The organism is Halapricum sp. CBA1109 (assembly GCF_009741825.1).
Classification (GTDB): Archaea; Halobacteriota; Halobacteria; order Halobacteriales; family Haloarculaceae; genus Halapricum.
The window spans coordinates 18,729-44,854 of record NZ_WPCA01000007.1; the positions used below are offsets into that span (position 1 = coordinate 18,729).

Annotated in this window: 15 protein-coding genes and 3 pseudogenes; 12 read left to right on the forward strand and 6 right to left on the reverse strand. The window is 64.4% G+C overall.

Features of this window, described 5'->3' with window-relative positions:
* Nucleotides 1-11 precede the first annotated feature (11 nt).
* The 4 genes and pseudogenes from GJ629_RS01750 to GJ629_RS01765 all read right to left on the reverse strand — a co-directional run bounded on the left by GJ629_RS01750 (nucleotide 12) and on the right by GJ629_RS01765 (nucleotide 6,154).
* A complete protein-coding gene (locus tag GJ629_RS01750) occupies nucleotides 12-1,109 on the reverse strand; it encodes a DNA topoisomerase IV subunit A (RefSeq protein WP_157511472.1) in 1,098 nt (365 codons plus the stop codon).
* A pseudogene (locus tag GJ629_RS01755) lies at nucleotides 1,106-3,519 on the reverse strand (DNA topoisomerase VI subunit B). The gene GJ629_RS01750 and the pseudogene GJ629_RS01755 overlap by 4 nt, the downstream one beginning before the upstream one ends.
* Nucleotides 3,520-3,593: 74 nt before the next feature.
* Nucleotides 3,594-4,922, reverse strand: a complete 1,329-nt coding sequence (locus GJ629_RS01760) for an amidohydrolase family protein (RefSeq protein ID WP_157511473.1) — start codon at nucleotides 4,920-4,922, stop codon at nucleotides 3,594-3,596.
* 170 nt (nucleotides 4,923-5,092) lie between these two features.
* Entirely contained in the window at nucleotides 5,093-6,154 is a 1,062-nt protein-coding gene (locus tag GJ629_RS01765; RefSeq protein ID WP_157511474.1) for a TrmB family transcriptional regulator sugar-binding domain-containing protein, read from the reverse strand.
* A 215-nt stretch (nucleotides 6,155-6,369) separates the two neighbouring features.
* On the opposite strand from GJ629_RS01765, the pseudogene malQ reads away from it, so the two are divergent.
* A pseudogene (gene malQ / locus GJ629_RS01770) lies at nucleotides 6,370-7,862 on the forward strand (4-alpha-glucanotransferase).
* Between the two features lie 58 nt (nucleotides 7,863-7,920).
* On the opposite strand, the gene GJ629_RS01775 reads toward malQ, so the two are convergent.
* Nucleotides 7,921-9,810 (reverse strand): alpha-amylase family glycosyl hydrolase, encoded by a 1,890-nt coding sequence (locus GJ629_RS01775; RefSeq protein ID WP_157511475.1) that lies wholly within the window; start codon nucleotides 9,808-9,810, stop codon nucleotides 7,921-7,923.
* Nucleotides 9,811-10,166: 356 nt separating this feature from the next.
* Between GJ629_RS01775 and glgP the strand changes: the two genes are divergently transcribed.
* The 3 genes and pseudogenes from glgP (at nucleotide 10,167) to GJ629_RS01785 (ending at nucleotide 14,022) form a co-directional block, all read left to right on the forward strand.
* The gene (gene glgP, locus GJ629_RS01780; protein WP_197428377.1) at nucleotides 10,167-11,723 is read left to right on the forward strand and encodes an alpha-glucan family phosphorylase; all 1,557 of its coding nucleotides are present in this window, start codon (nucleotides 10,167-10,169) and stop codon (nucleotides 11,721-11,723) included.
* The gene (locus tag GJ629_RS15955; RefSeq protein ID WP_197428379.1) at nucleotides 11,702-11,863 is read left to right on the forward strand and encodes a hypothetical protein; all 162 of its coding nucleotides are present in this window, start codon (nucleotides 11,702-11,704) and stop codon (nucleotides 11,861-11,863) included. Before glgP ends, GJ629_RS15955 begins: the two co-directional genes overlap by 22 nt.
* Nucleotides 11,864-11,992: 129 nt before the next feature.
* Nucleotides 11,993-14,022 (forward strand): annotated as a pseudogene (locus GJ629_RS01785) (glucan 1,4-alpha-glucosidase).
* 4 nt (nucleotides 14,023-14,026) lie between these two features.
* Here GJ629_RS01785 and GJ629_RS01790 read toward each other — a convergent pair.
* Nucleotides 14,027-15,229 (reverse strand): ABC transporter ATP-binding protein, encoded by a 1,203-nt coding sequence (locus GJ629_RS01790; protein ID WP_157511476.1) that lies wholly within the window; start codon nucleotides 15,227-15,229, stop codon nucleotides 14,027-14,029.
* Nucleotides 15,230-15,533: 304 nt separating this feature from the next.
* On the opposite strand from GJ629_RS01790, the gene GJ629_RS01795 reads away from it, so the two are divergent.
* The 8 genes from GJ629_RS01795 (at nucleotide 15,534) to GJ629_RS01830 (ending at nucleotide 25,895) form a co-directional block, all read left to right on the forward strand.
* On the forward strand, nucleotides 15,534-16,826 hold the full coding sequence (locus GJ629_RS01795; RefSeq protein ID WP_197428380.1) for an extracellular solute-binding protein: 1,293 nt from the start codon (nucleotides 15,534-15,536) through the stop codon (nucleotides 16,824-16,826).
* 61 nt (nucleotides 16,827-16,887) lie between these two features.
* Nucleotides 16,888-17,937, forward strand: coding sequence for a carbohydrate ABC transporter permease (locus tag GJ629_RS01800; protein ID WP_157511477.1), 1,050 nt, complete (start codon nucleotides 16,888-16,890; stop codon nucleotides 17,935-17,937).
* A complete protein-coding gene (locus tag GJ629_RS01805; RefSeq protein WP_157511478.1) occupies nucleotides 17,934-19,019 on the forward strand; it encodes a sugar ABC transporter permease in 1,086 nt (361 codons plus the stop codon). Before GJ629_RS01800 ends, GJ629_RS01805 begins: the two co-directional genes overlap by 4 nt.
* Nucleotides 19,020-19,150: 131 nt before the next feature.
* Complete coding sequence (gyrB, locus tag GJ629_RS01810) at nucleotides 19,151-21,064, forward strand: DNA topoisomerase (ATP-hydrolyzing) subunit B (RefSeq protein ID WP_157511479.1); 1,914 nt, start codon at nucleotides 19,151-19,153, stop codon at nucleotides 21,062-21,064.
* Nucleotides 21,061-23,532 carry a DNA gyrase subunit A gene (gene gyrA / locus GJ629_RS01815; protein ID WP_157511480.1) on the forward strand — a complete coding sequence of 824 codons (2,472 nt, stop codon included), beginning with the start codon at nucleotides 21,061-21,063 and terminating at the stop codon, nucleotides 23,530-23,532. The genes gyrB and gyrA overlap by 4 nt, the downstream gene beginning before the upstream one ends.
* 182 nt (nucleotides 23,533-23,714) lie before the next feature.
* Nucleotides 23,715-24,746 (forward strand): FAD-binding oxidoreductase, encoded by a 1,032-nt coding sequence (locus GJ629_RS01820; RefSeq protein WP_231754435.1) that lies wholly within the window; start codon nucleotides 23,715-23,717, stop codon nucleotides 24,744-24,746.
* 32 nt (nucleotides 24,747-24,778) lie between these two features.
* Entirely contained in the window at nucleotides 24,779-25,519 is a 741-nt protein-coding gene (locus GJ629_RS01825) for an NRDE family protein (protein WP_370515751.1), read from the forward strand.
* 25 nt (nucleotides 25,520-25,544) lie between these two features.
* On the forward strand, nucleotides 25,545-25,895 hold the full coding sequence (locus tag GJ629_RS01830; protein ID WP_157511482.1) for a MarR family transcriptional regulator: 351 nt from the start codon (nucleotides 25,545-25,547) through the stop codon (nucleotides 25,893-25,895).
* Nucleotides 25,896-26,126 lie beyond the last annotated feature (231 nt).

A 26,126-nucleotide genomic window follows, 5' to 3' on the forward strand; every position in this document is an offset into this window, starting at 1 on the left:
ATGGCCGCGACTCAGAGGACGCCCATCTCGTCGAGTCGTTCCGGCAGGTAGGTGTCGGTGACGAAGTCCAGCCCGTAGGAGGCAAGCGCCTGCTGTTCGGACTTTTTCTCGATGTCGAGTTGAAGCTCTATCTCCTCTTCCCAGTAGTCGGTCTGGAAGCGCGGGTCCTCCAGTTCCGACTCTAAGGCGTTGACGTCTGAGTCGCTAAGCGGGTCCGTCGGGAGGTTGTACTCCACGATATCGGACGGTTGGACGCCAACGAACTGAGCCTGTGGCGTCGCCAGATACTCCGAGAGGTGGGCGGACTTGATCGACCCGTAGGCGACCGACCCGTAGATGCGGTAGGACCACGGGTCACCGTCAGTGAACACCGTGACCGGCAGGTCCAGTTCGTCGTGGAGGCGCTTGGTGATCCGGCGGGTCGCCCGGGCCGGTTGGCCCTTGAGGTGGACGATGAGGGCGTTGTACTCCTCGTCGAAGCCGTTCTCGACCAGTCGGTCGCGCATCCCGCCGGTCTCCACCGCGAGGACGAAGTCGGCGTCGTTGTCCAGAAACTCGATCTGGTCGGGGTTGTTCGGAATCTGGTAGCCGCCCTCGCCGACGTCCTCCTGACAGTGGATCTCACGCTCGCCGCGGCGGGTCTGCTCGCGGAGCAACAACGGCCCCATCAGCGTCGCCCCGGACTCCTCGGGGCGCATGTGGAAGTCCTCGCGGGTCACGCCCGAGACGATCTCGAGGTCCTCGATCATCTGGTTGGACTCGTCCTGACTGGAGAACTGCGCCTCGTCTACGTCCCACGACTCGCTGAGGTAGTACAACTCACGCAGCGTCGAGGAGCGTCCCTCCTCCAGTTGGTTGGCGAGGAACTCGATGGTGTACACCGATTTGAGAAGCTTCTGGGCGCCGCTGATGGACTTGGCGCTGCGGGTGGAGGTGCGGTCGCCGTACACCCAGACGTGGCTGTCCTCGTCGTACTCGATGTTGCTCTTGGTCCGGGTCGGCAGCGTCATCCGCGGGACGTCGCCGTCCTCGAACTGGTCGTAGAACTCCGCCGCCAGCGCGAGCAACCGCTCGCGCGCGTCCGCCTGTTGTGGTGTGTCCGTGCTCATGACTGAACCGTCAGTTTCTGCTCGTCGATCCCTTCGACGACGATCTCCGTGTCGGCGTCGGTCCCGTACTCCAGCGTGGCCGTCTCGCCGCTACCCACCGTCGGCGACCACTTGATGTAGTACTCCTCGTCCATATCCAGCACCGTCGCGTCCGTGACCTCACCGGGGTCCTCGGCGACGATGGCCGTGATCTCAGCGTCGGCGTTGGTGTCGGTGTTGTTCTCGACCGAGAGGGTCGCCGTCTCCGACTCGACGGTTCGTTCGACGAGGACGTTGTTCATAATCCGGGCTATCGAGTCGTCGATATCCAAGGCCGGGCGACCGGTCACCTCCGCGAGTTTCTCGGCCATCTCCGGGAGGATGGTCGCCAGTTTGTCCTGTTTCTCCCGGCGCTGTTGCATCGAGCGGCGCTTGTTGAGGTAGCTCTTGAGGTCCCGGGCGGCCTCCCGGATGGCGAGTTCGATCTCGCTCTCTATCTCGGGAATGTTGGCCACGGCGTCTTTGGACTCGCTGGTGAACGGCACGTTCGTCGAGGCGACGTGGACCATGATCACCGCCGGGCCGTTGGGGATACCGCTGCCGCCCGGTTGGTCCAGCCCGTAGTTGCGCCAGTTGATGTTCTTGATCACGTCCGTCGTCGCACACGCCCCGCGCTGGTAGACAAGGGCACGCGGTTGGCAAACCGCATCACGTCGACCGCGCCGCCGTCTTCGAGGTCGCCGCCGTAGGCGATGCCCGCCTCGACGATGAACGGGTCGCCGCCGTGGACCGCCGCGTCGCGGGTCGCCGCCGCGAAGAAGTCCGCGTCGAACTCCTTTTTCAGGCCCGACAGCACCAGGTCCTCGGTGATGGGTGCCAGACACCCCGTCGGCGGCGCGATGATGTCCGTCGCCCGCATCGCCTCCAGCAACTCCGAGGCGGCGTCGCGGTCGGCCGCGATGTCCGAGACGTTCGGCACGTCGTCCGGGACGGTCACCATCGCCGACCACAGCGCCTCGACGACGTTCTCGCGGGCAGTCTCACCGAAGGTCACGTCGTCGTACTCCTCGGTGTTGTCGGCGGCCCGGTCGACCACGTCCTGCAGGTCGGCGTGCGTGTAGCGGTGGCGGCGGTCCTCCGCCCGGGCGAACGCCGACGCCAAGCGGCCGGCGACCCCCTCGACGGTTGCGTCGTCTTTCCGCGTCGAGGTGGCCGCATCGACGAGGCCGTACAGGTCCGCCGAGAGCCGGTCGCGGACCGCCTCGTCGTCCTCGCCGCCCAGCAACGCGGTCCAGCCCGCGTCGAGGGCCTTCTCGCGGACGGTCGACCCGAACGTCGTCCCGAACTCCGACTCGACGTCGTCGGCCGCCGCCGCGACGATGTCCCGGAGTTCGCTGTGGGCCACGCGGTCTCCGTCGGCGACGACCTCGGCCACCGCCGACGAGAAGGCCTTTGTCGCCTCCTTGCCCTTGTTGGCGACGGCCGCCCTGACCGCGGCCTCGACGTCGACGTCCTCGTGGACCTGCGGCGGCCGCCACGCCATCTCGCGGCCGAAATAGCGGTCGCGGAAACTGTCGAGGACGCCGTCGGCTGTCTTCTGTCCGACCCGAGTGAACTCCTCCTGGAGAAAGCCCGACACCGAGTACGAATCGGTCGCGTCGAGCATCTTCAACAGCGTCCCGAGTTCGACACCGTGGGGGTGGGGTCGAATCTCCTCGGTCTCGGCGGGGAGTTGGGCGTCATCGGCGCGTTCGAACTTCAGCGGTTCGTCCAGACTGGGTTCGACGAACTCGATGCGGGCGTGGGGGTTGACGACCGCCGTCTGGGAGATGTACTCGTGGAGGCTCTTGCGGGCCCGCATGTTCGCCTCCATCTCTATCTCGATGCGGGTGCCGTGGGGACGGTCCCACGTGGTCGTCTCGTCGACGCTTATCTCCGGTTCGTTCGTGTCGGTGTCGATGATCAACTCGAAGTACTGGGCGTCCTCCCGACCGCGGGCCCGCGAGGTGATCTTCGCGGGCTTGCCGCTGGTGAGTTGGGAGTACAGCACCGCCGCGGAGATTCCGATCCCCTGCTGACCGCGCGACTGCTCCCGCTTGTGAAAACGAGATCCATACAGTAATTTTCCAAATACTTTCGGGATCTGTTCTTTGGTAATACCGGGACCGTTGTCCTCTATAACGAGTCGGTAGTAGTCTCCTTTATCCGATATTTCGACGAATATATCAGGAAGTATATCAGCCTCCTCGCAGGCGTCTAAGGAGTTGTCGACTCCCTCTTTGACCGCCGTCACGAGCGCCCGGGCCTCCGAGTCGAACCCGAGCATATGCTTGTTCTTCTCGAAGAACTCGGCGATGGAGATCTGTCGCTGGCTCTCGGCCAGTTCCTCGGCGATCCCCTGGTCGCCGAGCGTCGACTGCATCGGTGTCATTGTCGATACCCTGCCACCCCTGACGTAAAGAGTGTTCGGTGCCGGGGTGAAAGTGAAAACCGACGGTAGCGGACTCAGCGAAGGATCGTCCGTTCGACGTCGCGGGCGGTCGCCCGGCGGACGATGCCGGCGATGGGGTCAACGACGTTTTTCAGTTCCATCGACGTGTCGAAGACCGTCAACCGGGCGCGTTTGCCCTCCTCTATCGACCCGATCCGGTCGGCACGCTTCGAGAGGCGCGCGCCGTTGATCGTCGCCATCTTGAGTACTTCCGTCGGCGTGACGTCGAACAGTTTGCTGGTGAACTCCATCTCCCTGAGCATCGACGCGGCGTTGAGCATCACGTTGTCCGTCCCCAGTGCGACAGTCGTCGCCTCGTGGAGGCGTTCCAGCGGCGGGAGTTCGTCGAGGATGACGAGGTTCGACCGCGGGAGCGCGACCACGCCGATGTCGTCGTTCGAGAGCGTCTCGTAGTCCTGCTCGCGGGCGTGGACCATATGTGAGGTGTAGTCGGGGTTCAGCGCCAGACTGGCGTCGATGTCGTCGGCGTCCGGTTCGCCAGAGTGGAGCGCGAACACTTTGTCGAGGTCGTCGCATATCTCGCGGGCCCGTTCGGCCTGTTCTCCGTAGGGTGCGTACGTGTTGTACCCGTCGGCCTTCTCTATCTCGGCTTCGAGGTCCGCGTCCTCGTCGATGGCTCCCGTTAGGAGACCGACCGCGTCGACAGCGGTTCCCTCGTCGACCATGTTCAGGTCCTCGATGCCGGGGATGCCCTCCTCTTTGAAGTCGACGAACGTCCCCGTCCCGGAGGCCCGCATAAACTGCATCGTCTGTGCCATCGCCGTACGCTTCTGTTCACGGGTGGCGGCGTCGTTGATCTCGCTTTTCAGGCCGGGATCGATGAACAGTTCGAACCACGAGAAGTTCCGGGCGCGTTCACCGTCTTTGGCGGTCGCGTCCGTGATGTGCGTGTGCGGGTTGACGAAGGCCGGGGCGATCAGTCGGTCGCTGTCGACCCCTTCCTCGGTGATCGATTCGATCTGTCCGTCCTCGATCCGGATACGGCCCTCGGTCACGTCCATCTCCTCGCCGAGGACGAGCGTCCCCTCGACGACTGTCGCGTCGGCAGCGTCGCTGTCCGCCGTGGCCGTCGTCACCGACTCGTCGGTTGTCGTCGTGGAGCCGGATGGCGACGCCGGCCCCGCCGTGGACGTCGACGCGTCGGAGGACGAACACCCGGCGAGTATCCCGGCTGCGGCGGCACCACCGAGCGCTTGCAAGAACCGCCGCCGGCCGCCGAGTTCTTCCGGGGCGTAGACGCGCTCGAACCGCTCACGCATCGCCGGCGTCAGCCGTTTCGACCGCGATCCACAGCAGCCGTCGTGGTCGTCGTGTCCGCTCACGAACTGTCTCCCTCCCGTAGACGGCCTATTATCAATCGTTTTCTTCTACACCGTATTCTGCATATTCCGTCGGCCATTGTAGCATATGGCGTGACGAAAAGAGATCAAAAGACGCTTATCCTTTAATTATACGTACTCGGAGGTAGTCTTCCGAACAGTACGGAAGACGCTCAGTCGCCGTGGTCCAGCGTCACCTTGCGGGCCTCGTAGTCCTCGAGGAACGAGTCGGGGCCGCCGACGGTGACGCGTTCGCCGTCCAGTTCCATGACCAGCGAGTGCTGGATCGGGATGGTGTTGGTCGCGGGTTCGACCAGTCCCTGATGGGTGTCGACGACGGTCCCGGAGATGGTCCGGAACTCCTCGTCCTCGCCGACGCGTTGGGCGGTCGCCCGGGCGTAGACGGTCGCCTCGGCGCGGTCGTGCAACGTCGCCTGGAGGACTGCGTGGCGGAAACTTCCGTAATCCTGTGGCAACGCGACCGGATCGGCGACGTACAGTTCCTCGGCGAACGGCCAGTAGTTCGCCAGGAACGACCCGCCGATGATCGGGACGATCTGTCCTTGCACGAGGGCGATGGCGCGGTCGTCGCTGTTCGAGCGTGTGACCATCTCGGCAGGCGAGGCGATGCCCATCTGTTCGTCCGCCGCGACCAGTATCGGCAGGCCGCGACTCCACGCGCGGACGACGCTTGAGACCTGTCGGTCCTGCCCGTCGAGGATCGACGCCGGTTCGTCGACGTCGCTGATCAACAACAGAACCATCACGCCGCGTTCGCGGGCGTCCGCGAGTTCGTCGGCGACTTCCGGGAGGTACCCCTCCGGGATGGCGACCATAATCTCCTGTTCGGCGCTCTCGATGTACTCCCGGACGCGCTTGATCACCGTGACGCGGGACTTGATCACGTCGAAACGCTGTTTCCGGGCCGCCGTCTCCGAGAAGCGCTGATCAAGTGCGGGTTCGATCTCCTCTAAGCGACTCGACAGCAACTCGATGACCTCCTCGGGCGGTCGTGCGCTGATCATCGTCGGCACGACGTGGTCGTTGACATCGACGAACCCGCGGTCCTCCAGTTTCTCGCAGATACTGTAGACGTAGCGCTTGGAGACGCCGGTGTCGTCGGCGATGGTGCTCGCTTTGGCTTCCCCGTTCTCCAAGATGGTCAGGTAGGTCTTTATTTCCTTCTCGGAGAGGCCGAACTGCTTCAGACGGCTCTCTAGTGTGGCTTCGTTCATCGCCACACGCTCCCCGACAGCGTGACCCGACGGCCGACTCCCCGGACGCGTCCCGCCGGCCGACAGTTACTGAACAGTACGGATACCCACATTACACCTACTACTGACACCCTCCGAATACATATATTGTTTGTAATCTTTCCTCATCCCTGCGGGCCGAACGGATCCAAACCGGCTACTTTCAAGTCCCGCCTCAACGAAGCCCGTTAGTACGGATGGACTTCGAAAGACAGAGCGGACTCTTCTTGCACATCGCGTCGCTGCCGGGCCCGGACGGGATCGGAACCCTCGGAGCACCGGCCAGAACGTTCGTCGACTACCTGGCCGAGTCCGGCCAGTCGCTGTGGCAGTTTTGCCCCCTCGGACCGACGATTCCCCTCCACGACAACTCCCCATATCAGTCGTACTCGGCGTTCGCCGGCAACCCGCTTTTCATCGACCTCGACGAGTTGGCGGCCGACGGCTACCTCGACGACATCGACCGCCCCGACTTCGACCCCGAGACGGTCGAGTACGGCCCGGTCCGGGAGTTCAAGGAGGACCGTCTGGAGACGGCCTTCGAGAACTTCGAGGCCGACGCCAGCGAGGCCGACCGCGAGGCATTCGAGGCGTTCAAGGAGAAGTCCGGCGCGTGGCTCGACGAGTACGCGCTGTTCCGAGCGCTGCGGTCGCACTTCGACGGGAAGGGCTGGCTCGAATGGCCCGAGGAGTGCAAGATGCGCGACTCCGACACCCTCGCGGAGTACCGCGAGGAACTAGCAGACACCATCGAGTACCGACGGTTCCTTCAGTGGCAGTTCGACAAGCAGTGGAGCGCGCTGAAGGCGTACGCCAACGACCGCGGCGTCGGCTTCGTCGGCGACATGCCCATCTACGTCGACTTAGACAGCGCCGACGTGTGGGCCAACCCCGAGAGCTTCAAACTCGACGAGGAGCGCGAACCCAAGTACGTCTCCGGTGTCCCCCCGGACGAGTTCTCCGACGACGGCCAGTTGTGGGGGATGCCCGTCTACGACTGGGACAGCATCGCCGAGAACGACTACGACTGGTGGGTCTCGCGGTTCGAGCGCCTGCTCGAACGGGTCGACGTCTTCCGCATCGACCACTTCAAAGGCTTCGAGAGCTACTGGGAGATTCCCGCCGGCGCCGAGACGGCCCGCGAGGGCGAGTGGGTCGACGGCCCCCACGAGGACGTCTTCCACGCCGTCCGCGATGAGCTGGGCGAGTTGCCCATCATCGTCGAGGACCTCGGCGAGGTCACCGACGAGATGGACCGCATCCGGACGGAGTTGGGCTTCCCCGGGATGAACGTCGCGCCCTTCGCCGACTGGTGTGACCCCGAGAGCCGCTATCATCCGGCCTCCTACGACGAGAACTCCGTGGCCTACACCTCCACCCACGACACGGACACCGTCAACGCTGGTACGAGAACCTCGACGATGAACAGCAGGACTGTCTGGACTACGCCGTCGACTACGAGGGCGGCGACATCAACTGGGACATCCTCGGCGCTATCTGGGACTCGAACTCGGTCATCTCGCTGGCACAGCTACAGGACATCCTCGGGCTCGGCAGCGAGGCGCGGTTCAACGTGCCCGGCACCGAGGAGGACAACTGGAACTGGCGGGTCCGGGAGGAGCAACTGACCGACGACACCGCCCAGCAGTTGTACGCGTTGACCGACGAGACCGACCGGCTGACCGAATAACGCGGCGATCCGTCTCTTTTCGCGGCACAAACGGCGAAGAAACGAGGGCGGCGACCGATCAGTTCGCGGCCGGCAGGACGACGGCGTCCTCGACGGTGACGCCGTCCTCGGCGGCGACGTTCTCGCCGGTGATCTGGTCGACGGCGTCGACCTCCTCGTCGAGGCCGACGACCTCGGCCTCGCCCGAGAAGTTCAGGACGACAACGTAGCGGCCGTCCTCGCCGTCGCGGGCGAAGGCGGTGACGCTGTCGTTGTCGCTCTCGTAGTCGATGGCCTCGAAGTCGGCCTGTACCTTCAGGGCGTCAATCTCGTTCCACGTGCGGGCGAGGTCACGGTGGAAGTCCTGCAGGCCCTCGTTGGTGTACTCCCAGTGGGTGTGCCCGCGGCGCTGGCGTTCGCCGATCTCCTGACCGGCGTAGACCATCGGGATGCCCGGCAGCGTCCACGAGGCGGTCGCGGCCGCGCGGACGGCGTCCTCGCCGCACTGCTCGATGTAGCGGGTCTCGTCGTGGTTCTCGATGTAGGTGAGGAAGCCGGCGTGGTTCGGGAAGCCCACGGAGTAGCGGTTCTGGATGGAGTCGAAGATCTGATCGGCCGGCTGGTCGCCCGTGCCGATCTGGACCAGATCGAAGTACAGCCCCGCGTCGAAGTGGACGTCGAAACAGAGGTTGTGGAAGTCCGCGACGTAGGGGATGGTCTCGTCCATCAGGAGGAACTCGCCGTCTTGGGCCTTCGTGAGGTCGCGGATCTCCTGCCAGAAGGGGCGCGGCACGGCCCACGCCATGTCACAGCGGAAGCCATCGACGTGTTCGGCCCACTTCTCGACGGCGTCCAGCAGGTGACGACGGACCGCGAGAGTGTCGTAGTTGAAGTTCGCGATGTACGGCCAGTCGAAGTAGGTGCCGGGGACGTCGTTGTCCTCGTCTTCCCACTCGTACCACTCGCGGTACTCGGGGTCGCCGTCCTCGGCTCGCTGGTAGAACTCGTGTTCGCGGGCCGAGTGGTTGAGGACGAGGTCGAACAGGACCTTCATCCCGCGGTCGTGGGCCGCCTCGACGAGTTCCATAAACTGCTCCTCGCCGCCCAGGTCGTCGGCGATGGAGTAGAAGTCCGTGATGTTGTAGCCGTGGTCGAAGTCGTCGTTCTGGAGGACGGGCGTGAACCACAGCGTGTTCAGACCGAGGTCCTGAATGTAGTCGAGTCGCTCGGTGATCGCCTCGAACACCGTCTGGTCGTCCTCGGGTTCAACGAACCCGCGGACGTACAGTTCATAACAGGACATCCCGTCGGTCCACTCCGGGGGTTCGTTGAGGCGGTCGACGCCGCCGTCTGCGTACAGTTCGGCGGTGTCGGGGACGCTGTACTGGTTGCCGACGGCGACGGCGTGGACGCGGACGGAGCCGTCGATGTCCGCGAGGGAGACGCGGGCCTCGTGGCCCTCACTCTCGAAGTTCTCGAGGTCGTCGCGGTCGTCGACGTAGAACTCGACGGCGAGGTCCTCGTCGGGCGCGCCCGGGGCGGTGTCGGTCTCGGCGGTGAGGACGATTTCGTCACCGACCTGTTCGCCGTGGAGGGTGATCCGGGGACGGCCCGGTTGGCCGTCTCTCGAGCCGAGACCGGAGCCGGCGCCGCTCCCGCTCCCGCTGAGTCCGGAGACGCCGGAGCCGCTGACGCCGCTGTAGCCGCTGTAACCGCTGTATCCGCTACGGCCCGGGCGCTGGGTGATCGCCTTCTCGCCGGGGTAGACGCGGGCGGTCAGTTCGTGGCTGCCGTCCGGAGCCTCCAGCCCGACCGTGTAGAGGCCGGCGGCGTCCGGAGCGAACGTCTCGACGTCCCCGTCACCGAGGACGAGGTCGCTGTCCTCGGGGGCATCGAGGATCGACCAGTCGTAGGACGCCTCGGGATCGGGGTCCCGGGGTGCGAGTTCTTGGGCTTCTCCGACTGCCATAAACCGTGGCGGACCTGGATGGTGCATATGTGTGAAAGGTTAACCGCATACTCAATGAATGTTCCGGGATGGCGCAATCAATACTGCAGGATAGCGGGGTCTCTGCCACAAATCCAACCCGAAAGACCCTTACAGACACGCGAGAGACAGTAGCCAAAGAGCATCAGTGAGGAGCAGTACCACGGATCGGGCGAGGTCGACACCTATAGCAGCCCCGGGAGATGTGTGCCGCCGTCTCGCACACTATTTTCGGCATATCTGTACGCAGAGGCCCTCTTGCACAGTTTTATCATTGTTGTAATAAAACAACAAGGGTTTTAGGGAGGACTGTACTTAGCTTCACGAAGAGGTCGCATATGGTGTCGGCATCCAATCTGGACGGACGGATCGCGTATTACACGATGGAAATCGGTATCGAGAACGACGTCAAGACCTACAGCGGCGGTCTGGGCGTGCTGGCCGGAGACACGATCCGGTCGTTCGCGGACATGGAGCTTCCGGCAGTCTGTGTCTCACAGCTCAACGAGCGTGGGTACTGCAAGCAGACGCTGGAGGACGACGGGTCACAGATCAGCGAGGAGGACCCGTGGCCGGTCGAGGAGTACTGTGAGAAGCTGGACGTCGAGGTCACGGTCCCGGTCTACGGGCGCGACGTGACAGTGACGGCCTGGCGCTACGACGTCGAGTCCGAGAAGACCGACCACACGGTCCCGATCATCTTCGTTGATACGAACGTCGAGGCCAACGACCCCGACGCACAGGAGTACACCAAGCGCCTGTACGGTCCGGGTCACGGCGACGACTTCCAGCTCGCTCAGGAGATCGTCCTCGGCATCGGCGGGACGAAGATTCTGGACGAACTCGGCTACGAGGTCGACACGTACCACATGAACGAGGGCCACGCCGCCCTCCTGACGCTGGAGCTGCTCAAACAGAACGACCTCGACCCCGAGGCCGTTCGTGAGCAGTGCGTGTTCACGACGCACACGCCGGTCGAGGCCGGCCACGACGAGTTCAGCTGGGAGATGGTCAACGAGGTCCTCGGCGAGTTCGTCCCCGAGGAGACCCTGCGGGAGTACAGCCACGAGGAGAACCTCAACATGAGCCTCCTCGCGCTGAACCTCTCGCGGTACGCCAACAGCGTCGCCAAGAAACACCAGGAGGTCTCGCGGAACATGTTCCCGGGGTACGACATCGACGCGATCACCAACGGGATCCACGTGCCCTTCTGGATCGGCGAGGACTACATCGACCTGTACGACGAGTATCTGGAGGGCTGGCAGGAGAACCCCTACAAGCTCAAACACGCGATGGTCATCCCCGACGAGGAACTGTGGGAGACCCACATGGACCAGAAACGGGAGACCATCGAGTTCGTCAACGAGCGGACGGGCTCGGATCTGGACCCCGAGACGTTCACGCTCGGGTTCGCCCGGCGGGCGACGGCCTACAAGCGCGCCGACCTGCTGTTCTACAACCACGAGCGCCTACGCCACATCGCCGAGGAGGTCGGCGACCTGCAGATCATCTTCGCCGGGAAAGCCTTCCCCGGCGACACCGACGGCGAGAGCCTCATCCAGCAGATTTTCCACAACGCGTGGGAACTGGACGACGTCATCGACGTGGTCTACGTCGAGGACTACGATATGGAGGTCGGCGGGAAGCTGACCCAAGGCGTCGACGTGTGGCTCAACAACCCGCGACGGCCGCTGGAAGCCTGTGGCACCTCCGGGATGAAGGCTGCCTGTAACGGCATCCCCCAGCTCGGCACGCTCGACGCTGGTGGGTCGAGGGCCACATCGAGAACGAGACCGGCTGGAAAATCGGACCCGAGCCCGAGGAGAGTGAACCCGACGAGACGGCCGCCGAGGACGAGGACCGCACGGACGCGATGGATCTCTACGACCAGCTAGAGAACACCGTCGTCCCGATGTACTACAACGACCGCGAGAAGTGGACGACGATCATGAAAAACACCATCTCGTTCAACGGCCCCTACTACCACACCCGACGGATGGCCCGCGAGTACGTGCTCGACGCCTACACGAGCTAGCGCGGCCACCGCGGCCAGGGATTTTTTCGAGCGACGAACCGATAGCCGTCGGTATCCGACCGGCAACACTCCGGGGTCTGATATCGACCTGACGCCAGTCTTAAGACAGTCTCTACCGGACCAACCAGCATGACGCTCCGTAGCGCGATAGACGACTACAAGCGGCGACGCGACAGCGCCCGGGAGTTCCCGGGCGAGCGCCGGTCGGTCGAGGGCACCTTCTCCGGACTCGACGAACGCCTCGTCTACGTCTCCCGTGAGGGGTGGCATCGGGACTACTCCTACCCCGTCTCGGGCCTCGCCGGTGTCGAACGCTCCCGGTTCGGCGTCGAGACGCTGGACGGTCGCGCGTGGTTCGACGACATCGAGACGACGACACAGCGGTACGTCGGCGACACCGCGATGGTCGAGACGGTCCACGACGGCGGCCGCTTCACCGTCACCCAGACGGACCTCACCGTCGGCGCACTCCACTACACCCACTTCGAGGTCGACGGGGAGTTCCCACAGACTCCGAGCCTGCAGGCGTTCTTCGATCTCACGCCCGAACAGCAGGAGAGCCGCCTCGGCAAACTCGAACACGAGGACGCCGTCGAGGTCCACCACGACCGCCAGCACAACTTCGTCACCGCGAGCACGGGCGTCGACGCCGTCTACGGCCAGTTGCCCGAGCAGTTCGACGAGCTCGCGGCCTTCTCCGAGACGGTCACCTACCCACGCTCCCAAACCGGCGGCGAGAAGTACGAGGACGCCCTGCTCAACGGGACCGTCGTCCTCGACGTACCCCTCGACGTAGAGGACGGGACGGCCTCGACCACCGTCGTCTCGCTGTTGGTCGACACCGAGGACGACGCCCGGAGCGACGCCCTCGACCGGGTCAGGGCGGCCGCGGCGGAGCACGGCGACCGCGACTCGCTCGCATCACTCGCCCGGGAGCACGCGGTCGCAGTCCCCGAGAGCGTCCCACGCCGTGACCTCGCGGTCGCGGACCTCCGCGTGCTGGAGTTGCTCTCGGCCGAAACCGGTGCCCACATCGCCGGCCCGGATATGGATCCCTTCTACGTCTACACCGGCGGATACGGCTACACGTGGTTCCGCGACGACTCCGAGATAGCCCGCTTCCTGCTGGAAGCGACGACCACCTCGGGGTCGGACTGGACGCACAGTTGGCCGACAGCGCGGCCTTCTACCTCGACACCCAACTCGATGACGGCTCCTGGCCCCACCGCGTGTGGGCGCACAACGGCAACGTCGCGCCCGGGTGGGCCCACGCCCGACTGGAGGCCGGCGACGACGTCGACTATCAGGCCGACCAGACCGGCAGCGTCGCCTCCTTCCTCGGGGCGTACCTCCGCATCGGCGACCCCGAACGGGCCGACGACGTGGCGTCGGCGCTCGCCCTCGCCGTCGACAGCCTCGACGGAACCGTCGAGGACGACGGCCTCCCCATCGAGTGTCAGAACGCGTGGGAGAACATGACCGGACGGTTCGTCCACACCGCGGCGACGTTCCTGCAGGGGTACGCCTCTGTGGCCCGTGCCCCTATCGGTGACGCCCTCCGAGAGCAGGCCCGAGAAGGGGCCGAGACCGTCTACGAGGGCCTCGACGAGTTGTGGGTTCCCGAGGAGGGCATCTTCGCACTCCGGGAGCGGCCAGACGGGACTCTCGACGCACGACTCGATTCGGGGTCGCTTGCGCTGGCGGAGGCTCACCGGGAGTACGCCGCCGTCGCCGACGTTGACGACCGACGGCTGGAGCGACTGGTTACTCACTTCGAGAACTCGCTGTCGGGGCTCCACCGCGAGACGGACGCTATCAGCGGACTCTACCGGTTCGAGGGTGACGAGTGGCGACGGCGCGTCCAGGACGACGAGAAAGTCTGGACCGTCTCGACGGCGTGGGGGGCAAACGCCTGTGCACAGTTGGGCGAACTACTGGAGACTCTCGGCGACGACCGGGCGAGCGAGTACTACGACCGGTCGCGGTCGCTGTTCGCCGCGGTCGACGACGACGGGTCGCTGGTGCTTGACAACGGCTACCTTCCGGAACAGGTGTTCGACGACGGGACGCCCGACTGTGCGACGCCACTGGGGTGGCCCCACGCCATCCGCATAGCGACGGTGGCACAGCTAGACAGACTCGGACAGCGAAAGGAGTAGAGGCTCAGTCGTCGGCCGCGCCGGACTTGGTCGCGACGCCGCCTGTCTTGCCCTGGTTCTTGTCGTAGAGGACCGACTCGCCGGTCGCCGGATCGAAGAGGTGGAGGTCCGGGTCGGAGAAGGTTATCTCGACGTGGTCACCGATTTCCGGTTCGAAGTCCGTGTCCACGCGCGCGATGAAGTCCGGTTCGTCCTCGTCGCGGGTGATTCCCTCGTCCAGTTCGCCGGAGAGGTCGAGGTAGAGGTAGTTGTCGCTGCCGATAGGCTCGACGACTTCCACCAGCGCGTCGACAGTGTTCTGGTCGGTCGGTTCGGCCGGGAACACGTCCTCGGGTCGGATGCCGAGGATGTACTCGCCGCCGCTCTGGAGGACGCCGAAGTTGTCGATAGCGTCGGGACCGATGTTGTACCGGAACTCGTCGTCCGTGCCCGCGAGGATCATCCCGTCGTCGGTCTGCTCGATGACGACGTCGATGAAGTTCATACTCGGCGAGCCGATGAAGCCACCGACGAACTCGTTGGCCGGGTTGTTGTACACTTCCTTGGGCGCACCGATCTGCTGTTTCTTGCCGTCCCGGAGGATGAGAATCCGGTCGCCCATCGTCATCGCCTCCTCCTGGTCGTGTGTGACGTAGATAGACGTGACGCCGAGTTCGTTCTGGAGGCGCTGGACCTCGGTCCGCATCAGCGTCCGAAGCTTGGCGTCCAGATTCGAGAGCGGTTCGTCGAACAGGAACACTTCGGGGTCACGGACGATCGCACGCCCGAGCGCGACCCGCTGTTTCTGCCCGCCGGAGAGTTCGTCGGGCGTGTCCTCGAGCAGGCTCTCGATGCCCATCATCTCGGCCGCCCAGCGGACCTTCTCCTTGCGTTCTTCCTCGGTGAGGTCCGTGCTCATCCGGAGCCCGAACTCCATGTTGTCCATAACGGTCTTGTGGGGGTACAGCGCGTAGTTCTGGAAGACCATCGCGATGTCCCGGTTTTTCGCGTGGATGTCGGTGACGTCCTCGTCACCGATGATGACCGAGCCACTGGTCGGTCGCTCGAGGCCCGCGACCATCCGGAGCGTCGTCGTCTTTCCACACCCGGACGGGCCGACGACGGTGATGAACTCCTCGTCCTCTATTTCGACGCTGACGTCGTCGACGGCGACGATGGTTCCCCTGTCGAACTCCTTTCGGAGGTTCTTGAGCTCGACGCGTGCCATTACCTAGGTGCAACATAGTCTATGATATAACTCTTGCCCTAGCGGTGCGCACGGCCGCCGGCCGACGATAGCCCCGACGGTTTATAACCCCGGCACCCTCGTGATATATAGGCATACCGGCAGCCCGTGATTCGAAGCAGGACTCAGATTTTAAGAACACCCGTAATTAATACATAGAACCGCGTATCGCCCGATAGAGGGGCTACAGCGGCCCCTGATCTGTTCGTAATCATTAAATAGGTGAAGACATAACCCTTCGTCTGTTCACACCATGGCATACGATCGTCGAACACTATTGAAGGCAATGGCCGGGACGTCGGCCGCTGGCCTACTGGCAGGGTGCGGTGGAGATGGGAGCGGGAACACGACCGAGGAAGGCGGGGACGACCCGACGACGCTCAGTCTCGGCGGCGATACCTCGGACCTCCCGTGTGACCTCGAAGACTACGGCACCATCCAGCCGGACGAGGGCTCCGGCGAGGTCACGCTGTGGCACGCCCGAACGGACGGCGGGACGAGCCTCCTCGAGGACGCCAAGAGCTCCTGGCAGAACAACACCGACAGCTCGCTGACGCTGTCACGGATTCCCCAGTCGAACTTCCAGGCGAAGCTCCAGTCCTCGATTCCGAGCGGCGACGGTCCGTACCTCTTCGAGTGGGCCCACGACCGCGCCGGCAACTACGACGCCAACGGCTTCCTTTCAGACCAAGCGGGCAACATCGACATCCCGAACTGTATGCTGACCGAGGTGGCTCTCGAGGCGTCGGCGTACGACGGCAAGCGCATCGGTGTCCCGTGGGCCGCCGAGACGGTCACGCTAATGTACAACAAGGAGATGGTCGACGAACCGCCCGAGACCCTCTCGGATATGAAGTCGATCATGGAGGAGTACCACGACCCCGAAAACGGTACGTACGGGCTCGGGTACGCGATCAACCCGTACAACGTCAGCGGGTTCGCACAGGCCTACGGCGAAGAGGTCTATAACGGCGAGGAGGACACTCTCGGCCTCACCACCGACGAGGTCATCAAGGGCCTCCGCATCGTGATCGACGACCTCGCGCCGTACATGCCCAACGACCCCGGCGGAGACGCGCAGCTCTCGGTCTTCCAGGAGGGCAACGCGCCGCTTTACATCAGTGGTCCGTGGGACGTCGCCGGTCTGCAGGACTCCAATGCCGTCGACCTCGGCCTGACGACGATGCCGAGCCTCCCCGAAGGCGGGCAGTTCCGCCCGTACACTGGGGTCAAGCTCATGTACTTCGCCAGCAAGATGGACAACGGCAGCGCCGCCGGCGCGGCGCGTGACTACGCCGAGTGGTTCGCCTCCAACGAGACCGAACTGCTCCGCCACGCCAACGAGGGTAACTTCGTCCCGGTCCACACGAAACTCGCCGGTCAGGACCAGCTCCCCGAAGCGGTCAAGACGTTCGCACTGCAGGTCCAGAACGGGTATCCGATGCCGAAAAACCCCAAGATGGACCAGGTCTGGGGGCCGTACGGCGACGCCGTCACGTCGACGTTCAACGGCAACGGCAACCTCGAGGACAACCTCGAGACAGCCGCGGAGAACATCCGCGAGTCGTGGAGTAGCTGACCACGACAGACCGGACGCACAACCCTTAACTAACACCGATTAATTGGTATTAATAGGACCCATGAGTACCGTCTCTGACGTAGCACAGCGTTTCAGGAATAGCGACCTCCAGTCTAAACTCTCGGAGAACCAGGCGATATTCATGGTTCTCCCGGGGCTGTTCATGTGGTCGGCGTTCATGCTCATCCCGATGGGATACGTGTTCTTGTTGTCGATGACGAACGCCCAGCCCAGCAACCTGTTCAGTGGAGGGAACCGAATACTCGGGCTCGTCCCGATAGGGGAAGCGGAGTTCGTATACTTCACGAACTACTTCGAGTTGCTGTTCAGTCAAGAGGCGCTCAACGGAGGAGTGTTCGACCTCCTGATGAGCAATCCGATAGCACTGTTCAACGGCACGTTCTGGAACTCGTTTTTGGTGACGTGGCTGTTCGTCATCCTGAGCGTCGCCATGAAGGTGGCTATCGGCATCGGTATCTCGCTCGTGATGACCGGGAACCGCGTCCGCGGGAAGCGGATGATGCGCGGGATCATCATCATGCCGATGGGGATTCCGCCCATCTTCGCGATCACCGTCTGGCGGTCGGTGTTCAGCCCGGCCCGGTTCGGGCTCGCGAATCAGTTGCTGTCGGCGCTGGGGCTCGGGACGGTCTCGTGGCTCAACCAGCGGTGGCCGGCCTTCTTCGGGTATCTCGTCACCGAGATGTGGCTGGCGTACCCCTTCATGGTGTTGATTACGGTCAGTGCACTCCAGAACGTCAACGGTGACCTCCTAGACGCCGCGGAGGTCGACGGAGCCGGGTTCTTCTCCCGGCTTCGGCACGTCATCCTGCCGGCGATCAAGCGGCCCGTGATGTTCGGGACCATCCTGACGGCGGCGGCGTCCTTCCAGCAGTTCCTCATCCCGTGGGTGTTCAACGAGGGCGGACCGAACAACTCCGCCGGTGACGGTGTCAACGAGATTCTGATGGTGTACGCCTACAAGGAGGCGTTCCGTGAGAACCTCTACGGCGTCGGTGGGGCGATCAGTCTGACCGCCGTGTTCTTCATGGGCATATTCATGTTCATCGCGGTCAAGAAAGGCAAACTCGCAGAGGAGGCTAACGAATGAGTATCGCAAGCGGCATCGTAAAGAGCGTGTACCAAGACATCAGGAACGGGGTCACCGCGCCGGTGCGGTTGGCCAAAGAGATACGGTACACGATAAACGGGCTCCAAGAGGGGAAGATTCCGCCCAAATGGGTCGCGTGGACGCTCATCTCGACGGCCGGCGCGGCAGCGTTGGTCATCGCGCTGATGTTCCCGATCTACTGGATCGCGACGATGGCGTTCAACCCGAACGCGTCGCTGTTCTCGACCGACGGGGCGGGCATCATCCCGACGGTGATCGCCATCGAGAACTTCGCGTGGGCGATAGGAAATATAACCGTCCCACAGACAATCGTCGTCAACGCGCCGCTGATCGGGGAGTTGTTCCAGTTCCCCGTTCCCGCTATCGGCGGTGAGATGGTCTTCAACGGCAAGGCGATTGCCGGCGGCGAGCAGTCGGACTTCCTCGGCTACTTCCAGAACAGCCTGTACGTCTCCTTCTGGACGGTCACCGTCGCGATGTCCGTCGTCATTCCGGGGGCGTACGCGATGTCCCGTCGGAGCTTCGTCGGGCGGAAGAAGATGCTGTACCTGTACATCCTCCTGACGCAGATCGGTGGCGGCCTCGGTATCGCCGTCCTGATCGCGCTGTACGCCATCTTCTCGGGGATGGGCTGGTACAACAACAAACTCGCGCTGTCGTTTTACTACGCGGCGACGACGGTGCCGTTCAACACCTGGCTGTTGAAGACCTACATGGACGGGATACCCACCTCCTACGAGGAGGCCGCAATCGTCGACGGTGCGCCGTCCTGGCGGATCGTCTACGAGATCATCATCCCGCTGTCGAAAGCCGGGCTCGCGACGGTGTTCATCTTCATCTTCCTCGCCGGGTGGATGGACTACATCGTCGCGGCGACGCTGCTTGAAGCCGAGAACTTCACGCTCCCGGTCGGACTGTTCGCACTCATCGACGAGTTCGGCGTCCCGTGGGGGCGGTTCTCGGCATTCGCGCTGATGTTCGGGATGCCCATCATGCTGGTGTACTTCTTCGCACAGCGGTACATCGAGCAGGGGCTCTCGTTCGGCGGAATGTCCGGCTAACACCGGCGACCTCTTCTCCGGACGACGCGCTTTTTTTGACCACCCGCAGAGGGGCAGTACGAACAGCCTTACAATTGTCATCCCACGCGCGCGCACGTGGGATTTAAGACTCGGGGGAGTGAACACCGGGTATGAGCAACGAGAGCGACTACGGGGCGGACTCCATACAAGCCCTCGAAGGGCTGGAGGCGGTCCGCAAGCGGCCGGCGATGTACATCGGGACGACCGGTACACGCGGGCTCCACCACCTCGTCTACGAGGTAGTCGACAACGCTATCGACGAGGCGCTGGCGGGGCACTGTGACAGCATCGACGTGACGATTCACGACGACGGGTCGGTGACGGTCACCGACGACGGCCGCGGTATCCCCGTCGACGAACAGGAGGAGTACGAGCTCCCCGCGGTCGAAGTCGTGATGACCGTCCTCCACGCCGGCGGGAAGTTCGACAACAAGTCCTATCAGGTCTCGGGCGGCCTCCACGGCGTCGGCGTCTCCGTGGTCAACGCGCTATCGGAACGGCTGGACGTGACGGTCCGGCGCGACGGCGGCGTCTTCGAACAGTCCTACGAGGCCGGCGAGCCACAGGGCGAACTACAACGGGTCGGTGACCTCGGTCCCGGCGAGGACACCGGGACCGAGATTCGGTTCTGGCCAGACACCGGCATCTTCGAGACGACGGACTTCGAGTTCTCGACGCTCGAGGGACGGCTCCGGGAGTTGGCGTTCCTGAACTCCGGGGTCGAAATCATCATCGAGGACGAACGCGACGACGCCGACCAGCGGTTCTACTACGAGGGCGGGATCAAGGAGTTCGTCGAGTACCTCAACGAGACGAAAGAACCACTCCACCGCGACGTGGTGTACTTCGAGGACGCCGAGGAGGACATCCACGTCGAAGTGGCGATGCAGGCGACGGACGAACTACAGGGGTCGATCCACGCCTTCGCCAACAACATCAACACCCGCGAGGTGGGACACACCTCACGGGGATTCAAGACGGCGCTGACGCGCATCGTCAACGACTACGCGACCGACAACAGCCTCCTGAAAGACTTAGACGACACGCTGAAAGGCGAGGACATCCGGGAGGGGCTGACGGCCGTCATCTCGGTCAAACACCCCGACCCGCAGTTCGAGGGCCAGACGAAGACGAAACTCGGCAACAGCGAGGTCCGAGGCATCGTCGAGTCGGCCGTCCACGAGCATCTGGGGACGTACTTCGAGGAACACCCCGATACGGCCGAGGCCATCGTCGCCAAGGCCGTCGAGGCCGCAAAGGCCCGGAAGGCAGCCAAGAAGGCCGAGGAGTTGACCCGCCGCAAGAGCGCTCTGGAGTCGACAGCACTACCGGGAAAACTGGCCGACTGCCAGACCAAAGACCCCGACAGGGCCGAGCTGTTCATCGCGGAGGGGGACAGCGCCGGCGGGAGCGCAAAGCAGGCCCGGAATCCGGACTTTCAGGCAGTGTTACCCATCCGCGGGAAGATACTCAACGTCGAGAAACACCGCCTCGACCGCATCCTCGAGAACGACCAGATCAGGAACATCATCACGGCGCTGGGGACGGGCGTCGGCGACGAGTTCGACGTCGACGACCTCCGGTACGGGAAGGTGATATTCGCCACCGACGCCGACGTCGACGGCGCACACATCAGGACGCTGCTGCTAACCTTCTTCTATCGACATATGCGGCCGCTGCTTGAGGGCGGCCACATCTACGCCGCGCGGCCGCCGCTGTACCGGATTCGCTACAACGGCAACACCTACGACGCGATGACCGACGCCGAACGCGACGAGATAGTCGCCGAGAAGTGCAACGGCAACCCGAGTCAGGTCCAGCGGTTCAAGGGCCTCGGTGAGATGAACCCCCAGCAGCTATGGGACACGACGATGGACCCGGAGAACCGGTTTCTCAAACAGATCACCATCGAAGACGCCGCCGCGGCCGACAAGATGTTCTCGGTGTTGATGGGTGACGCCGTCGAACCGCGCAAGGAGTTCATCAAGGAGAACAGCCCCGAAGCGGAGTGGGTGGACATATGAGTTCGGACGTACCCGACCCGGGGCCCGACGAGGATGTGGCCGCACGCGTCGAACGGGTCCGCATCGAGGACGAGATGGAGCAGAGCTACATCGACTACGCGATGAGCGTCATCGCGGGCCGGGCGCTGCCGGACGTCCGCGACGGCCTCAAACCCGTCCACCGGCGTATCCTCTACGCGATGCACGAGATGGGCGTCTCCTCGGGGTCGTCCCACCGGAAGTCCTCCTCCATCGTCGGGGAGACGATGGGGGATTACCACCCCCACGGCGACAGCGCCATCTACGACACCCTCGTCGGGATGGCACAAGAGTTCTCGATGCGGTACCCCCTCGTCGACGGACAGGGGAACTTCGGATCGATGGACGGCGACCCGGCGGCGGCGATGCGATACACGGAGGCCCGAATGAGCCCCATCGCCGAGGAGTTGCTGGCCGACATCGGGAAGGACACGGTCGACTTCTCGCCGAACTACGACGACCGCTTGACGGAACCGGAGGTCCTCCCATCGTCGTTCCCGAACCTGCTGGTCAACGGCTCGACCGGTATCGCCGTCGGGATGTCGACGAAGATTCCGCCGCACAACTTACAGGAGGTCATCGACGCGACGGTCCACCTCATCGACAACCCCGACGCCGAGGTGGCCGACCTGATGGAGTACATCAAGGGACCGGACTTCCCGACGGGCGCGAACGTCGTCGGCAAGGACGCTATCTACTCGGCCTACGCCACCGGCCGGGGTCGCCTGACCGTCCGCGCGGAGTTCGAAGTCGAGGAACGCGAGAGCGGCGGCGACCGCATCGTCGTCACCGAACTCCCCTATCAGGAGAACAAGGCACGCGTCGTCGAGCGAATCGCCGACGACGTCAACGAGGGGATCATCGAGGGCGTCGCGGACCTCCGCGACGAGTCAGACCGCAACGGCGTCCGCGTCGTCGTCGAGTGCAAACGCGGCGCGAACGTCGAGGTGGTCAAAAACCAACTGCTCGAACACCACCTCGAATCGACCTTCGGGATGATCAACCTCGCGCTGGTCGACGGCCAGCCACAGGTGCTGACGCTGAAAGAGACCTTGGCGGAGTACATCGACCACCGAAAGGAGGTCGTCCGGCGGCGCTCTGAGTACGACCTCGCGGAGGCCGAGGACCGCGCACACATCCTCGAAGGTCGGCTGAAAGCGCTGGAGAACGCCGAGGACGTGGTGGAGTTGATCCGCGACGCCGAGGACCGCGACGGCGCGAAAGAGGCACTACGGGAGGCCTACGGCTTCTCGGTCGATCAGGCCGACCACATCGTCCGGATGCAACTGGGGTCGCTGACCTCGATGGAGGCCGCCGAGATAGAGTCCGAGTACGAGTCGGTTCAGGCCGAGATAGAGCGATTAGAGACCATCCTCGACAGCGAGTCGGAGTTGCTCTCGGTCATCAAAGACGAACTCCGGGACATCGCCGAGACCTACGGCGACGACCGCAAGACCTCCATCCTCGAGGACGAGGGGACGGTCACCCGCGAGGACCTCATCCCCGAGGAGGACGTGGTCGTGGCGATGACCGCCGACGACTACATCAAGCGGATGCCGGCCGCACAGTTCGACCCCCAGCGACGGGGCGGCAAGGGGATCATCGGCGGCGACCCCAAAGACGAGGACCGGATCACGACGGTCTTCCGGGCCAACACCCACGACTACCTCCTGTGTTTCACCAACCGGGGGCAGGTCTACCGGCTCAAGACCTACGAGATACCGGAGATGTCCCGCACCGCCCGCGGGAAGTCGGCGGTGAACCTGCTCGATCTGGACGACGGCGAGCAACTGACGGCCGTCGTCCCGACGGACGACCTCGACGCCGAGGAGTGTATCACGATGGTCACCCGGCACGGCTACGTCAAGCGGACGTGTGCCGCCGAGTTCGAGAACATCCTCTCGACGGGGATCATCGCCGCGAAACTCGAAGACAACGACGAACTCGTCGACGTCGAGGTGACCGACGGGAGTATGGACCTCGTCGTCGCCACCGAGGGCGGGATGACCATCCGCTTCGACGAGGACGAGGTCCGACAGATGGGCCGGAGTGCGCGCGGCGTCCGCGGCATCGACCTACAGGACGGCGACGCGGTCGCGGGACTGGTGGCGACCAGCGACGACGACGAGCGGTCGCTGTTGACCGTCACCGCCAACGGCTACGGCAAGCGGACGCCCCTCTCGGAGTATCGCCGCCAGTCCCGCTACGGCAAGGGACTGATCGACATCAAGACCGACGAGCGCAACGGCCCAGTCAGGTCCGTCAAGGCCGTCTCCGAGGACGACCACATCGTCGTGATGAGCGACCGGGGCCAGATTATGCGCTGTCCGGTCGCGGATATCTCGACGGTCGGCCGCAACACCAAGGGCGTCGTCATCATGACAGTCGAGGAGGGCGACAGCGTCGCCAGCGTGGACGTGCTTCCCTCGGACAGCGGTACCGCGGACTGACGGTCCCGCGTGCGGTGCGGTTTTCCCCACGTTTTGGCCGGGGTGAGCGGAGCGAACCCCGGGAAAAAGTGGGATGGCGTCGCCAGCGTGGACGTACTCCCGGCTGACGGGACGACGGAGTGACCGACGGGAAACACTACCACGGGTGCCGTCCAAGCGGGAGTATGGACGTGTCGCGGCATATGAGCCAGCACGAACGCGCCGAGTCGATGCGGTTGGTGACCGACGACGGGACGGTCACGCTGGTCGAAGCGATGGACGAGAGCCGCAACGACGAGATACTCGCCGCCGTCCGCGACCAGTTGTCCCGGTCGGTCGGCGACCCGTCGTGGCTGAGGGCCGTCGACTCGGGGGCGGACTACGAGTGGGGACGGCTCTACGAGCGACTCAGAGAGGCCGACGCCAGTCAAGAGCGCATCGACGCCATCCGGACGCTGGCCGAGCGATTCGAGCGACCGTACCCCTCCCTGACCCGGGTTCGGGTCGCCGTCGACCCGCCCATCGACTTCGTTCCGGGGCAGTACGTAACGCTGCGGGCTCACGGGACACCGCGGGCGTACTCCATCGCGAACTCCCCCAGCGAGGACGAACTCGAACTGTGCATCCGGCGGGTCCCCGGCGGGCGACTGACGAGCGAACTGTTCGTCCACTCGAAGTCGGGGGACTCGGTAGTCGTCCGCGGCCCGAACGGCGAGATGGTGCTGGACGACCCCTCGGAGAAGGATATGGTCTTTCTCGCCACCTCGACGGGCGTCGCGCCGTTCAAGAGTATGATCGACTACACCTTCGAGCAGGGGTGGGACACCGTCGACGGCGACCCGCGGGACATCTGGCTATTTTTGGGATGTGGCTGGGAGGACGACCTGCCGTACGACGCGCAGTTCAGGGCCTACGACCGCGAGTACGACCACTTCCACTACGTCCCGACGCTGAGCCGCGAGCGACTGCTGACGGAGTGGGACGGCGAGACCAACTACGTCCAGCAGGTGTTGTTGGCGTACATAGAGTCGGACGCCATCGCGGACGTCGAGTTGCCGTCGTCGCTGTCGGCCTACCGGTCGGCGCGGCCGCGGCAGGATGTCGACGCGCGCATCGACCCCGCCGAGTCCGAACTGTACGCCTGCGGAATGAGCGCGATGGTGCGGGTGCTGGTCAGAGCCGGGCGGGCCGTCGGATTCGAGGACGCCGAGATGCAGTACGAGGGGTTCGGGTAGGGTTTAGGCCCGCGGAGCACCTACTGGAGGACGTGTGTACTATCGTCTTCGCGTGGCAGGCGTTCCCGGACACGCCAGTCGCCGTCGCGGCCAACCGCGACGAGGCCCTCGACCGACCCAGCGAGCCACCGTCTATCGTCGACTCGGACCCGCGGGTACTCGCGCCGACGGACGGCGAGGCCGGCGGGACGTGGATCGGATACAACGAGGCCGACGTGGTCGTCGCCGTCACGAACCGCTGGACCGACAGCGACCTGCCGGGCGAGCGCTCGCGTGGGTTGCTGGTCAGGGACGCGCTACGCTACCAGAGCGCCGAGGCGGCCGTCCGCCACGTCGAGGAGGAACTCGACCGGCGGACCTACGAGGCGTTCAACCTCGTCGTCGCGGACCCGACAGCAGCGCTGTTCGTGGAGTACGACGGCGGCGTTCGGATACGGAATCTCGACCCCGGCGTCCACGTCGTCGGCAACACCGGGGCGGACGGACAGTACGCGATTCCACGACGGCGCCGGGAACACGCCGAAGAGCAGGCGGCGAACCTCGATACGCTCCGGGCGGCGCTGGCGCCCGACCCCGGCGAGTCGGCGGGCGCGTGGCTCGACCGTGCGGGAGCGGCACTTAGCGACCACTCCTACGGCGTCTGTATCCACGGCGAGGGCTTCGGGACGCGGTCGTCGTCGCTGCTCTCGATAGGGTCCGAGGGGGCGAGCTATCGGTTCGCGGACGGGCCGCCCTGCGAGACGGCCTACCGGCCCGTCGAGAGCCAAATTTAAGCGAGTGCGACTGCGAGGGGAGTGTATGAGTGCGACACCGTCCGAGGAGGACCTCTCGGAGGACGAGTTGCGCGGACTGGCCCTCGTCCGCGAGAGCGGCGGCATCCACCAGAGCGAGTTCTGGAAGGAACTGGACGTCAGTTCCCGCAAGGGGAGCCGCATCGTCGAGTCGCTGGTCGAAAAGGAGATGATCGACCGCGAGGAGACGGTCTACGAGGGGCACAACACCTACTACCTCTCCCCGACCGCCAAGGATCTGGACTTCTCGCTTCTGATGGCCGGGGATCAGCTCTCGCCGTACATCGGCGACGAGGAGGTCGACCCACACAGCGACACGTTCACGCAGTGGGTTATGAACCTCGCCTATCAGGAGTAACGCGGCTGTTTTTCGCGGGTAGACGGCACTGAGTGGAGTACTCGAACGAACGCGAGTGAGAAGACGGCGCCGCGCGTCAGTCTTCCAGTGCGTCGGCGACGCGGTCGACCGACCGCCGGAGGTCGTGGACCTCGTCCCGGAGCTTTCGGAGTTCGCGGACGACTTCCTCGTTGTCCTCGCCGCCTTCCTCGCGGCCGCGGCCGCCCGGGCCGGGGCCGCCGGGGCCGCCGC